The sequence below is a fragment of the Acinetobacter qingfengensis genome, from assembly GCF_008693185.1.
Taxonomy (GTDB): domain Bacteria; phylum Pseudomonadota; class Gammaproteobacteria; order Pseudomonadales; family Moraxellaceae; genus Acinetobacter; species Acinetobacter qingfengensis.
The window spans coordinates 94,370-108,693 of record NZ_VXKN01000007.1; the positions used below are offsets into that span (position 1 = coordinate 94,370).

Sequence of the window (14,324 nt, forward strand, 5' to 3'; positions counted from 1 at the left end):
AAGCATAATCCAATCACAATAAAAATCACTGAAAATGTAAAGAAATAACACACCATACTTGCAACCGCAAATAGAATAAACAGAATAAATATTAACTTTAAACCCCAGTCTATCCATGGGTCGTCATGATCTCTGTACATTGTCATCCTGCATATTGTGAAAAATACGTTCGTGTACTATAACGACATCACTTATACACAAAATACCTACAGAAAAGCAATGATATTCATCTAATTAATGATAATTATTTTCAATATAAGTGATGAATTTGGCTTTTTTAATCGTATTGTGTAATTACAACAAATTAAATATTTAAATCAAAAAACGTACCAATCCAACTGGTAAATAGCATTGCTGCAGCACCCCATAAACTAATGCGTAATGCTCCTTTTAGTATTGATGTTCCTGCCAGATAACTAGAAATGATACCAAGTATTGCCAAAGCAATAATTCCAACCACAATCATTGCCTGATGCAGAATATGTTCTGGCAATAATAAAATTGAAAGCACAGGTAAAATTGCACCTAATGAAAATGCCGTCGCAGAAGATAAAGCTGCCTGTACCGGTTTAGCCAGAGTATGTTCATTAATACCAATTTCATCGCGGGCATGTGCAGCCAGAGCATTATGTTCTGTCAACTGTACAGCAACTTGATGTGCTAATTCAGCATCCAATCCTCTGTGAATATAAATCTGGGTTAACTCTTTTAATTCTGCTTCTGGATTATGGTGTAACTCTCTTTGTTCAAGTGCCAGATCTGTTTTTTCAATATCTTCTTGAGATTTAACTGACACGTACTCCCCTGCTGCCATGGATACTGCTCCAGAAATCCAGCCGGCCAGACAGGCAACCAGTAAAACTTCTTGATCAGCCCCACTTGCAGCAATTCCAGCAACAAGACTAGTCACCGAAATGATGCCATCATTTGCACCCAATACAGCAGCTCTGAGCCATCCTAGTCTTTCAATGTAATGTTTTTCGTGGTGATGTGAAATTGTCATGTGATGCTGTACCTATTCTCATTTATCTAAAAATGCAAAATAACGATCTAATATTTATTCTGTATTATGATCAATTACTCATAGAAATCTAAGCGATTATCTGATTTTTAGCTGATTAGCAGTACTCAAATTACCAGTACTTTGCATTTACGTCTATAACATTGATGTTTCAACATGATTTCATAAGATTAAGATATTTTTTGAGCAAAATGGCATTAATATTGCTTTAATTAGTAATACTATTTTTTAAAAAAGTAATACTAAAGCGGTAGTGCCTATGTCAAATACTCACCTATCCAAAAATTGTACGCTGCTCCTCAGTATGGCATCTTTTTTGATTCCTCTTTTGATCTGGTGTGCAGTTAGCTATTTACCTTTTATCTGGCATCCACAGGTGCAAATCACCAACTCAGGCAGTGTCACATATTTTCAGGTCAATAGTCGTGTAGAAAAAACTATGTTCTATCAGGAAGCTCAAAATGCTATTAATCATCATCAAACCCTACCTGAAGGTAAATTGGTCAATCCGATTTATCTTCCCGCTCCGCATGAAGTTGCCAAAGCACTGGTAACAGCATTTACCACACCACCTGCTCAGGCTGATGCACCGTGGTTACATCAAAGTTTATGGCATAGTATCAAAATCGTATTTACTGCATTTTTGTTTTCTACGCTGATTGGTGTGCCACTTGGCATTTTATGTGGATTTTCCAGCATTATTTCCCATTTAACCGAACCCTTTGTTGAGTTTTTCCGATATCTACCAGCTCCTGCATTTGGCGCACTAGCTGTTGCCATATTGGGAATTAATGATGCACCGAAAATTGCCATTATTGTTATTGGTGCCTTATTTCAGCAAATTTTGATTATTGCCAATACTACCCGCATGGTGGATCGTGGTCTGATTGAAGCCGGCTACACACTTGGTACAAATCGTTTAAAAAGTCTATTTCATGTTGTCATTCCGGCAGCATTACCGGATATTTACCGTGATCAACGAGTATTGTTAGGCTGGGCATGGACTTATTTGATTGTTTCCGAGTTGATCGGTGCGACTTCTGGTATTACCTGGTTCATTACGCAACAAGCACGCTATCAACATTTTGACAATGTTTATGCCGCTATTTTGATTATTGGCATGATTGGTCTGGTTTGCGATTTTCTTCTCATGAAATTAGGTGAGCATTTATTTAAATGGAAAAAAGGAGCATAAACATGAATGAAATTTTTGATGCAACCGCATATTTCGATAATATTTATGCTCGCCCTGTGATGCTGGAAACCAGATCACTTACTCAGATTTTTCGGCATGGTAAATTACAACGCACAGTTTTGAATCAAATTGATTTACAAGTACACAAACGCGAATTTATTTGTGTCATTGGACCATCAGGTTGTGGTAAATCAACACTAAGTCGTATTGTAGCCGGATTGGATAGTTTTCATAGTGGTGAAGTTCTGGTTGATGGACAGCCTATTCAAGGTACCAGTGCCGAACGGGGCATGGTATTTCAAGGTTATACATTATTTCCATGGAAAACCGTCAAGCAAAATGTCATGTTCGGTCCATTGATGAAAGGTTTGAGTCAGACCCGTGCCGAAGAAATGGCGAGGGAGTGGATCAATATTATTGGTTTGGAAAAATATGAAAATCAATATCCACATGAGCTTTCGGGTGGAATGAAACAACGGGTTGCTATTGCTCGAGCATTGGTCAACGAACCTAAATTATTACTCATGGATGAACCTTTTGGTGCGCTTGATCCACACACCCGTCAAAAAATGCAAAAGCATTTGATGGATTTATGGCAAAACATTGACCTGACCATTTTATTTGTCACACATGACATGGATGAAGCAATTCTATTGGCAGACCGAATAGTTGTTTTAAAAAGTAATCCTGGGGAAATTAAAGAAATTATTGAAGTTAATTTACCTCGTCCCCGTTACAGCGATTTAATCCATAGTACCGAGTTCAAACAACTCCGGGCACATATCGATGTATTGGTACATGCACAAGAAGATTCTCTTGATCCTGCTTTACAGAATTTACCTAAAATCCCCCGTATGCGTCATATAGACACATCTGAATAAGATTTAAATATCACCTTTGGGACGACCTAAAGTGTGTCTTTATCATGCTGGACGACCAGCATTCTGGAGTGAAATTCATGACTTCAAAAAACCCTAAAGCGTTTGATCATATTCCTGTCATTGATATTTGTGGACTTTACAGCAATGATCTGGAACAACAAAAACTTGTTGCAACACAACTCGGCCATGCAGCAGAAAATGTGGGATTTTTTTATATTACTGGGCACAAAATACCCCCTCAAATTTTTGAAAAACTACTTAATCAGGCGAAAGCTTTTTTTGCCTTACCACTTGATGAAAAAATGAAATATTATGCCGAGCTGCACGGCATTAAACATCGTGGTTATGTTCCTGTTGGTGAAGAAGGTTATGGAAGTGCTGACGAAGACAGTCCAGATGATAACAAAGAGGCTTTCGATTTAAGTTGGGATTTACCAGAAAATGATCCTGATGTCCTTGCAAACAAACCAATGCATGGTTCAAATGTCTGGGCAGATCTACCCGAATTTCAGCAAGATGTCAGTGATTATTATCAGGAAGTAATTGCATTAGGTCGGGTATTATTACGTGGTTTTGAACTAGCATTAGGTTTAAAATTAAATGATTTAAATCAATTGGTGAATAAGCCAACCTCTCAACTGCGATTGTTACATTATGCTTATAACCCAAATATAGAAGACAAACTCGGTTTTGGTGCGCACACGGATATGGAATTATTTACCATATTAAAACCAACAACTTCGGGTCTGGAGGTGATGAATTCTGAAGGTGTTTGGATTGATGCACCACCCATTGAAAATGCTTATGTGATCAATATCGGTGATATGACAGAGGCATTAAGTGGCGGACGTTTTATCGCAACTTCTCATCGTGTACGGAAAGTCAAAGAAGAACGTTACTCGTTTCCACTTTTCTTTGCGTGTGACTATGACGTTATTATTGAGCCTTTACCCCAGTTTTCCACAATCGAAAGTCGCCAAAAATATCCGCCATTAAAAGCAGGCCAACATCTTTTTGAGGTTAGTGCAAAAGGATTTCGTTATATGAAACGCATGGTCAGAAATGGAGAAATTATATTGAGTGGCAATGATGTAACCTTTGGAAAACATCGTACCGACATATCATCAGAAACAGAATAATTCAGGCATACTATGAATTTTAATCCAATAACAGTCAATATAGAGCAAATTGCAGTTTGCTCTTATTCCATTCCGGGATTTGTTGACTTTATGACTTCAAATGAAAATTATATCTGGATCACTAATCCTAGCCAAAACACAGTTCAATGTTTTAATCGATCTCAGCCTACGCCATTCTATGAAACTCACGTTCCACAGGCTGTAGGCGTTCCTGTTTATGCTTTTTCTGCGGTATGGGTGGCCAGTTTACAACAACGGGCAATTTATAAAATAGCACCAGAAACGGGAGCAGTTCTAGCCATCATCGCTACAGGTTTGGGAGATTTAAGTGGAGAGTTTAGTTTGGCTGCATCACCTGAAGGAATTTGGGTTGTGTGTGGCGAAGGTCAGCTCTGCATGATTGAACCTGCTAGCTGTGAAATCACTCATACATTACAAATTGCACCTCATTCGTACAATTTAAGTTATGGTGATGATGCATTATGGCTAAGTAATCAGTACCATGATTCTGTGCAACGTATCAATCCTCTGACTTTGCGTATCACACATCAAATTCAAGTTGATAAAAAACCAGTATTTCTGGCTTTTGGTGAACATGCAATTTGGACACTAAATCAGACCCACGGAACAGTCAGTAAAATTGATCCTGTTTTAAAATGCGTTGTTGCCACGATCCAATTGCCAGAACAGGCAAAAGGCGATGGTGGAGATATTTGTGTGAGTCATGGAAAAGTTTGGATTAGAACCACTCATATGTTACTGATTCAGGTCGATTGCCAAACGTTGAAAATAGAAAAAGTGTATCAGCATGATATACCGGCTGGCAGTGGTGCGGTTTGTCCGCAGCATAATTTGTTGTGGATTTCGGCACATGACATTGATAAATTATGGGCAGTCCCGTTATCCCACGATGTAAACTAAAAAACTCAGAGCAAATTAAATCAAATCACATTCCAAAAACAGTGTGCCCAACTGTTTTTGGACGTATATCTTATCTGTCTGTTTTTAAATGCCTTAAATGAACTTAATATCAAATTAAGGCAGCTATGAATTTAGGGTAATTCATTTACTATATCTGGGTAAATTGCCCCATCCACATTTACAGATTTACTATAAATACCATTTTTTAAATTGAATTCATTGACATTATAAGAAGATCCATACAAGGAACTTAATTCTTTATTTTTTTGCATAACTTTTTTATTTTCTTGCAAGCTCAATATATGTACACCATCTATCATTTCGCTAAATTCTGTGGTGGAAATCCCCGCTTTCTTTGCCATAATATTGATGGCATCATCTCTGGTCTTTGGATCATTTAAATAATTAACTGCTTTATCCCAAGCAATAATCAGTTTCTTCCAGTCTTCTCTTCTTGTTTCAAGACTTTGTGCATTAACTGATAAGGTGTCGTAAATTAAACCAGGTTTATCTTTTGATGAATAAATCACCTTAGAACCGGGAACAGCTTTTAATGCCTGATTTGCCATAGGTTGCCATAATACAACCGCAGAAACATCAGGGCTGGTAAACACCTGTGATAATTGTGAGGTAGAGGCATTAAGCACTTTAAAATCTTTTGGATCGAGATGATGATCTGCAAGTGCAGTATTAAAAAGTAAATCACTGACCAAACCTTTTTCAAAGGCAACGGTTTTACCTTTTAAATCTTGTAATGAATGAATATCCGGTTTTGCAAGAATAACATCTGTTCCATTGGAATAATCAACGGCCAAAATAATTACACCTTTGGTACCGCCTGAGGAAAGCATAAAATTATCCCCATTCGTCACTATGTTCGCATCAAGTTTCCTTGCTAAAAATGCATCAATTGAAGATGCATAATCAGCAAAATATTCAAATTTTACATTAACGCCACTTTCTTTGATCCAGCCTTTTTCAAGGGCAAGTTGCCAAACCATCGAACTTGGAAATTCATTATAAGGAATAACTAAAGGGGTTGATGTCGCTGCTGTTGTGGTTGAGTCAGTTTTTGCTTGAGGTACTTTCGCTGTATTATCGCAGGCAACAAGCATCAAACTTAATGTAATTGAAGCAGATAAAGTCAAAACACGCATCATATTTATTTCCATCCAAAAATAGATAAAAGCATTACCACGATAAAATCTTTTTAATGACTTAATTTGATCCTTGTACTATTGTTGGATCAATCAAGCTATCTACATCAACAAGAGTTTGATAAATTCCATTCTTCACATTAAATTCATTGACGTGATAGCTTGAACCATAAATGGAGTCCAGCGCTGCTCCTTTGGCAAAGACTTTTTTGTTTTCCTGCAAACTTAAAAAATGTGTACCATCAATCATTTTTGCATATTGGCTAGGATCCACACCTACTCGATTGGCCATAATTTTTACCGCATCATCATGTGTTTTAGGATCTTGAATATAATTCACTACCTTATCCCACACCTGAACAAATTTCGTCCATTGTTCCTTATTCTGCGTCAAACTATTCATATTGACGGATACCGTGTCGTAAATTAACCCCGGTTTATCTTTGGAAGTATAAATAATTTTTGAACCAGCAACAGATTTCAGTGCCTGACTTGCAACAGGTTGCCATACTGCAATTGCCGAAATATCTTTACTGGCAAAAACCTGTGGTAATTCATTGGTCACAGAATTCACCAATTTAATATCAGACAAAGGAATTTTGGCATCATCCAGTGCAGTGGATAACAGTAAATGATCGACCAGACCTTTTTCTGTTGCAATCCACTTACCTTTTAGATCAGCAATATTATTAATGCCATCTTTAGCAATAATCACATCATTACCAGCAGAATAATCGGTTGCCATGATGATGATACCTTTGGTACCACCACTAGAAGTGATTAAATTATCACCATTGGTCACCATCACAGCATCTAGTTGATTGGCAGAAAAAGCATTTAGTGAAGAAGAATAATCAAACCATTTAAAATCAACATTTAGACCGGCTTCTTTGAGCCAACCTTTATCGATGGCAATTTGCCATGCTACCCAACCCGGCCAGTCACTATAGCCAATGGTGATGGGTTTACTATTTGTCGTGCTTGATTGTTCAGATTTTGTTTGAGTATCTGGGGTCTTGGCAGTATTGTCACAAGCTGTGAGCAACATACCCAAAATTACTGATAAAGTAAGTGTTGCTGTACGATTAATCATGTCATTTCTCCCAAAAATGGAAATTCAGCGACTTGCTTGAGAAGAAGATTGGCTTGCAGCGATATAATTTCGCCACCCACCGAAATGGCTGATATTGATAGCATCCTGAAGTGCATAAGCCTCACAAATAAAGCCTTTTACCCATGAGCCATCTTGTAATTGCACATTGCCGATGCCTAATGGTGCTGGCACTTCGGCAACAATTGCACCAAATAGTGCATTTGGAATTTCCCATACTTCTACCGCAATACAATCTCCTTGCTCGACATATTGCAAACCGGGTTTGGGTGGTGTGGTATTATTTAAGGCATACAATTGATAATGTGCCGAGGTCTGTGTTTTTTGCAGTAATACCCCTTGTCGTGTGGTCAGTTGAAAATTAAGTGGCATACCACTTAAATGTGCGCCTACCACTGCCAAACGAACATAATGTGAAGACTCAATCGGCAAACTTGGCTGATAAAATTTAGCATTTGTTTGTACTGAACAACCGACTGCTAAATTACTTAGTTCCTGCCACTGTTGTCCCAAACGAGCCAATGCCTGATCTTGCCAAGCTGGTGCAATAAAGGTAACACCAGAGGGTAAACCATCCGCACGAATAACATTAGGTAAAGCCAAAGCACTTAAATCTGCCAAATTGACAAAATTGGTATAAGCCCCCATCTGACTATTCTTATTGATTGGATCAGCTTCAACCGCCTCAATGGTATAAATAGTCGGTGCAGTTGGCACCATTAAAGCATCATAATTTGCCAATACAGTTTGTATCTGGCGTTGTAAATGAGCACGATCATATTCTGCCTGCATCACATCAGTGGCTTTAAACTGGTCTGCCTGTGCAATGATTTGTGCAATTACTGGATGACATTGTTCACGTGTCACCAATCGCTCTACCGCAACTGTACGTTCTGCTACCCAAGCCTTGTTATATAATGATGCTGCTAATTCATTAAAAATTGAAAAATCAATCGCCTCTACTTTATAACCCAGTTGCTTAATTTTCAGAATTGCCTGTTGGAAAGCATAATGACTTTCTACATCATCATAAAACTGTAACTGCTTTGGAATGGCAATTTTATATTTAGAAAAAGAGGCTGCTACATTTTCCGGGTGATGACGAGAATAATCATCTCCTGCATCATAACCCTGCATGATTTGTGCAACTTCCCAAGCATCATCTACATTAAGGGCAAAAATTGAAATCACATCAATTAAACGACAAGCCGGAATCAAACCTTGACTGGAAAACCACCCTTTAGTCGGTTTCAATCCCACAATATTATTATGTCCAGCCGGCACACGACCCGAGCCTGCGGTATCGGTACCCAAAGCAAAAGGCACCTGCCCTTTCGCCACTGCAACCGATGAACCGGAACTGGAACCACCACTGATATACTCTGGATTAAAACTATTTTGCACTGCACCGTAAGGAGAACGTATGCCAACCAATCCTGTGGCAAACTGATCCAAATTAGTTTTGCCAATTACAATTGCACCAGCCTGCTTTAATTTCGCCACCACCGTTGCATCTTGCTCAGCCATGTAAGCAGCATCAGGACAGGCCGCAGTAGTATAGAATCCTGCAACATCAATATTGTCCTTCACCGCAAATGGTATGCCGTATAAAGGTAATACTTTAGAATCTTGATGATTTAAGACGTCAATCTGCTGTTGTAACTGCTCCCGACTTGCCAGAGAAATCCATGCATGGTTATGATTATCGATACTTGTGACATAAGCATATAAATCATCAAGTTCGAAGTATTTCTCCTGATAGGCAGTACGCCAATCCTGTAGTGTCCAAAATTCTTGCACGGTTTAATCCTACTGGTTTTGTTGTAATGGCGGCATAACGGCCTCCATTAATTCAAGATGCCCTTTTACCACACCCTTTATTGCAATAAATTGCTGGCTTATTTGTTGTAAATCACTACTTACGCCTTGTAACAGCATGACTTCCAAAATTTTATTTTGATCTAGTTGCACCGTGAGGGAACTAATCACTTGTTCCAGATATTCATGTTGTAGATCTGCAACCTGCAAACGAATATTGGTAAAGTTACGATCGTATAATAAGGTTAATGTTCCAGCCATGACCGCATTGGTGACAGCCTGTTGCTCCACTAAACGATGATTAATCATATCGACCAATGCCTGAGAACGACTATCAAAACCCTGCTGAATAATCATCTGATCCAGTGCCTCTAAAGTATCTTCTGGAACAGTAATACTAATTCGGGTAAGTTTTTGTTTTGCCATTGATTTGTACCTTAACGTCTATTTAAATCATCATAGTATGTCTGATAAAAACGGGCGCGTGCAGTAAAAATCCGAGCTAATCGCTGTAAAAGCCATATTACAAACCGACGATTGTGACTGAGGAAACGGCTCATATTCTCTCCTTAATATTACTTTTTGTAGATTTCGTAATACTTATCTTATTAAGCATGATTTATGCCAGTTTTAGAAAAGCAAATCATTTAAAAATTAAAGAAAATTGCACTATATTTGATCAGAACAAAGGTTATGATGAGATAGATGCTTTTAAAAAGCTCTATTTTTTATGATTGATACCATAAGCATCATCAAATTTAAGGAATACCCTCTGTATGCAACAGGAAAAAATTATTTTATATTCGACACCATTGTCTGGACACTGTCATAAAGTTGAACAATTCCTGTTATTTCTCGATTTGCCTTATGAAATTATTCATGCACCAAGTGAAATACGAACAACAGAAACGTTTAGGCATTTAAATCCCTTGCAACAAATTCCACTGTTAATTGATGACCAAAAAATTATTACTGACAGTAATGCAATTTTAATTTATCTAGCAAAACAGTATGCACCCAACAGCCACTGGTTACCTGACAATCCAGTAGATGCCGCAGAAGTTCAACGATGGCTGTCCATTGCCGCAGGTGAAATAAAGTATGGTTGTGCAATTGCGCGAGCAGTGAAGCAATGGGATTATCAGGAAAATTTAGAACATGCGCAAACAATTGCAAAAAGAATATTGGTATTTATTGAACAGCACTTACAACAACGAAAATGGTTAGCAACTGCAAACATAACCATTGCCGATCTATCTTGTTATGCTTATATTGCACATATCCCTGAAGGGGGAATTTCTTTGGTACCTTACCCTACGATTTGCCACTGGCTTAAACGAATTGAACTATTACCGAAATTTAAGACAATGCCAAAACTACAGCATTATAGCAATGACTAGGCTTTGTTAAAATTTTATCTTTAAAATGAAAAATGAGTCATATTAAAATATGACTCATCGCATGCTCAATCCATTAAGGATAAAGTAAACAACACCTGTCCGGTCTTCACAGTATGACCTTTTTCTGCCAGCACTTCATGTACTTTCATTTTTTCTGGTGCAACAATTGGAATTTCAATTTTCATAGCTTCAATCACCGCCAAGATCTGCCCTTCCTCAACAATATCACCGACTGCACATTCAACTTTCCAGATTGAACCCGGCATGTGTGACTCTACCGCCAAACCATTTTCCGGAATAATCACTGCGCTATCATCTTCGACTTCATCCAGCGAATCCGACACATATTCTGCCAAACCTGCTTCATGCCAGCGACGACGTTCCGCTTCAAAATTTTGCTGTTGCACCTGTTTAAAGGCATGAATACTGTCTTGATGCTCGGTCAAAAAGTCATTGTATTGTTTTAGGTTGAGTACACCTTCTTCAATGCGAATGCTTAAGCGTCCAGCCTTGAAGTCTTCGCGCATACTGAGTAATTCTGCTTCACTGACTTCATAAAATTTAATCTGATCAAAGAAACGTAATAACCACGGCTTATCGGCTGCAAAGTTGGCGTTTTTACGGTAACGGCTCCACATTTGCGTGGTACGTCCAACAAACTGATAGCCACCCGGTCCTTCCATACCATAAACACACATATAAGCACCCCCGATACCGACTGCATTTTCAGGTGTCCATGTGCGTGCCGGATTATATTTGGTGGTCACCAGACGATGCCGTGGATCAAGTGGTGTCGCCACTGGCGCACCAAGATATACGTCACCCAAGCCCATCACCAGATAATTGGTGTTATAGACAATATCCTTAACTTCCTGTTTCGATACCAACCCATTAATACGACGAATAAATTCGACATTATCGGGGCACCACGGCGCATCAGCTCGAACCAGTTGGGTATATTTTTCGGTGGCAAGCTGAGTTTGTGAATCTTCCCACGCTAATGGTAAATAAACAGTTCGTGACGGCACCTGCATATTTTTTACATCAGGTAATTGCGTTTCTGCCTGCTGCAATAAATCCAGCAACTGTTTTTGATCTAAAATAGTTGAATCAAAATGAATTTGCAGCGAACGAATCCCCGGCGTGAGATCAATAATGCCTTCAATCTGTTGATCCTTAACCCATTGCATCAGAGCATGAATTCTAAATCTAAGATTAAGATCCAGTACCAAATCACCATATTCAACCAAGAGATAATGGTTGCCTGCCGGACGATACACCACTTGAGGGGCATCACCCTGTCCGTCCAAAGTAGCCAGTACCGCATCTTTTAAGGTAGCTGTTTCAATCTCAATCTTCGGTAATTGGGCTATATCAGCGACATCTTTGCTTTGTATCAGATCACGATAAGCAAAGTTTAATGTTTGCGCCTGTGCATAACTAATCGGAATAAATTTGACTTTATCACCGGCTTTGAGTTGTCCAAGTTTCCATAATTCAGAATGCACCACTACAGCAGGACAGACAAAACCACCCAGACTTGGACCATCAGGCCCCAGAATAATCGGCATATCACCGGTAAAATCTATCGCACCAATCGCATAGGCATTGTCATGAATATTTGATGGGTGCAAACCAGCTTCCCCACCATCGGTTCTTGCCCATTGCGGTTTTGGACCGATTAAACGAATTCCGGTACGACTGGAGTTGTAATGAATTTCAAATTCATGCGCAAAGAAAGTATCAATATCCTCAGGGGTAAAGAAATCCGGTGCTCCATGTGGGCCATACATCACTGCAATTTGCCAATGCTGAGCAAATTGCGGTATCTGTTGTGCAGGCAGACCGTTTTGTTGTTGCTGTACTACAGGCATTTCCGTGATCGGTAACATATCACCGATCAATACATTACGCCCGGCATGACCACCAAATTGCCCCAGTGTAAACGTCGCCTGACTGCCTAGGTATTCAGGTAATTTCAAACCACCTTTAATTCCGATATAACTACGGCAGCCTGTAATAACTTTGCCACATTTCAGCACTTGCCCTTTTTTCACGGCAATCGTGCTATACATGGCAAGTTTTTCACCATCCAGCGTGGCCTGCATCTCACCACCAGTCAGGACAATCTGGCTATCACAATGAAATTTTAAGGTCGGCCCTTGCAAGGTACATTCCAGACCAGCAGTATTAAACGGATTGCCAAGTAACTGATTGGCCATATTTAGACTTAAAGGGTCCATCGCACCTGATGGTGGTACGCCTACATCCCAATACCCCAGACGTCCTGTAACATCCTGCACCGCAGTTTGAATCCCGGCCTGTAACACTTCGATTTTTTGGGTTTTCCAAACAAAGTCATTTAAAAAGCGTGTGGTTTGTCTGCCACTTTTAAACACCTCACCAGCCACGATTTCCTGTAAATATTCCAGATTGGTTTCAATCCCAGCAATGCTGGTATTTGCCAGTGTATCGGACATTGCCTGAATTGCTTGCTCACGATCAGCAGTCGTGACAATGATTTTGGCAATCATTGGATCGTAAAAAGACGACACAGAAGAACCAGTTTCAACCCAAGTTTCGATCCGTGCATTCGGGTCAAACTCTACTTCTGTCAATAAACCTGCGCTAGGCTGAAAATTTTTAATCGGGTCTTCGGCATATAAGCGTACCTGAATCGAATGTCCTTGTGGTGAATCCAATTGCTCAGGTAACACTAAATCACCACTGGCTAAATTCACCATCCATTCAACCAGATCAACCCCAAACACCTGTTCGGTCACACCATGTTCAACCTGCAAACGTGTATTCACCTCTAAAAAGTAAAATTCCTGTGTCTGTGTATCCATCACAAATTCAACTGTACCAGCCGAACGATAATTTACCGATTGCATTAGTTGAATGGCAATTTTTTGCAGCACATGACGCTGTGTATCGCTTAAATGCGGTGCCGGTGTTTCTTCAATTACTTTTTGATTACGGCGTTGAACTGAACAATCCCGTTCGCCGAGTGCCAGCACATTGCCCTGACCATCACCAAAAATTTGCACCTCGATATGACGGGCATGCTGAACAAATTTTTCCAGATAAAGTCCAGCATCCTTAAAGTTGGCTTGTGCCAGATAGGACACGGTGGCATAAGCTTCTTTTAATTCAGCCTCACTCCAGACCAGACGCATACCAATGCCACCACCACCTGCAGTACTTTTCAGCATCACTGGATAACCAATTCTTGCAGCTTCGGTTAAGGCTTCGGCTTCATCTGCCAATAAAGCACTACCCGGTAATAATGGTACCTGACTTTGGATTGCCAGTTCACGGGCAGTATGTTTTAAACCAAACTCTCGCATTTGCTGAGAAGTTGGCCCGATAAAGGCAATGCCACGCTGTTCACACAAATCACAAAATTCGGCATTTTCCGATAAAAAACCATAGCCGGGGTGAATGGCATTGGCACCACTATCCAGTGCCACTTGCAGAATTTTTTCTACATTCAGATAACTTTGGCTGGCTGGTGCTGCACCAATACAAAATGCTTCATCAGCCAGACTAACATGCAGCGAATCCCGATCTGCTTCAGAATATACCGCAACCGACTGAATCCCAAGATGTTTTAGAGTACGAATAATTCGGCAGGCAATCGCCCCACGATTGGAAATCAGAACTTTATTAAACATGGAT

At 39.6% G+C, this 14,324-nt stretch carries 11 protein-coding genes; 5 read left to right on the top strand and 6 right to left on the bottom strand.

All coding sequences use genetic code 11. The features are described from left to right. Nucleotides 1-304: 304 nt before the first annotated feature. Nucleotides 305-1,003: a VIT1/CCC1 transporter family protein gene (locus F4V57_RS10160; RefSeq protein ID WP_070070225.1), complete on the bottom strand. Its 699-nt coding sequence runs from the start codon at nt 1,001-1,003 to the stop codon at nt 305-307. 277 nt (nt 1,004-1,280) lie between these two features. Between F4V57_RS10160 and F4V57_RS10165 the strand changes: the two genes are divergently transcribed. The 4 genes from F4V57_RS10165 (at nt 1,281) to F4V57_RS10180 (ending at nt 5,157) form a co-directional block, all read left to right on the top strand. Further along, a complete protein-coding gene (locus F4V57_RS10165) occupies nt 1,281-2,216 on the top strand; it encodes an ABC transporter permease (RefSeq protein ID WP_070070226.1) in 936 nt (311 codons plus the stop codon). Between the two features lie 2 nt (nt 2,217-2,218). Further along, nucleotides 2,219-3,097, top strand: coding sequence for an ABC transporter ATP-binding protein (locus tag F4V57_RS10170; RefSeq protein ID WP_070070227.1), 879 nt, complete (start codon nt 2,219-2,221; stop codon nt 3,095-3,097). 77 nt (nt 3,098-3,174) lie between these two features. After that, entirely contained in the window at nt 3,175-4,236 is a 1,062-nt protein-coding gene (locus F4V57_RS10175; RefSeq protein ID WP_070070228.1) for an isopenicillin N synthase family dioxygenase, read from the top strand. 12 nt (nt 4,237-4,248) lie between these two features. After that, nucleotides 4,249-5,157, top strand: coding sequence for an NHL repeat-containing protein (locus F4V57_RS10180; protein WP_070070229.1), 909 nt, complete (start codon nt 4,249-4,251; stop codon nt 5,155-5,157). A 131-nt stretch (nt 5,158-5,288) separates the two neighbouring features. Here the strand turns inward: F4V57_RS10180 and F4V57_RS10185 are convergent, their stop codons facing one another. Genes F4V57_RS10185 through F4V57_RS10200 form a run of 4 tightly spaced genes read right to left on the bottom strand, consistent with a single transcriptional unit; the run spans nt 5,289 to nt 9,669 of the window. Then, the gene (locus tag F4V57_RS10185; protein WP_070070230.1) at nt 5,289-6,317 is read right to left on the bottom strand and encodes an ABC transporter substrate-binding protein; all 1,029 of its coding nucleotides are present in this window, start codon (nt 6,315-6,317) and stop codon (nt 5,289-5,291) included. Nucleotides 6,318-6,375: 58 nt separating this feature from the next. Further along, nucleotides 6,376-7,407 (bottom strand): ABC transporter substrate-binding protein, encoded by a 1,032-nt coding sequence (locus tag F4V57_RS10190; RefSeq protein WP_070070231.1) that lies wholly within the window; start codon nt 7,405-7,407, stop codon nt 6,376-6,378. A gap of 24 nt (nt 7,408-7,431) precedes the next feature. Further along, nucleotides 7,432-9,225: an allophanate hydrolase gene (gene atzF / locus F4V57_RS10195; RefSeq protein ID WP_070070232.1), complete on the bottom strand. Its 1,794-nt coding sequence runs from the start codon at nt 9,223-9,225 to the stop codon at nt 7,432-7,434. Between the two features lie 9 nt (nt 9,226-9,234). Further along, nucleotides 9,235-9,669, bottom strand: coding sequence for a CopG family ribbon-helix-helix protein (locus tag F4V57_RS10200; protein ID WP_070070233.1), 435 nt, complete (start codon nt 9,667-9,669; stop codon nt 9,235-9,237). A 350-nt stretch (nt 9,670-10,019) separates the two neighbouring features. Here F4V57_RS10200 and F4V57_RS10205 point away from each other — a divergent pair, with 350 nt between their 5' ends. Next, nucleotides 10,020-10,643: a glutathione S-transferase family protein gene (locus F4V57_RS10205; RefSeq protein ID WP_070070234.1), complete on the top strand. Its 624-nt coding sequence runs from the start codon at nt 10,020-10,022 to the stop codon at nt 10,641-10,643. A gap of 65 nt (nt 10,644-10,708) precedes the next feature. On the opposite strand, the gene uca is transcribed toward F4V57_RS10205, so the two are convergent. Next, nucleotides 10,709-14,320: an urea carboxylase gene (gene uca, locus F4V57_RS10210; protein WP_070070235.1), complete on the bottom strand. Its 3,612-nt coding sequence runs from the start codon at nt 14,318-14,320 to the stop codon at nt 10,709-10,711. Nucleotides 14,321-14,324: the final 4 nt, after the last annotated feature.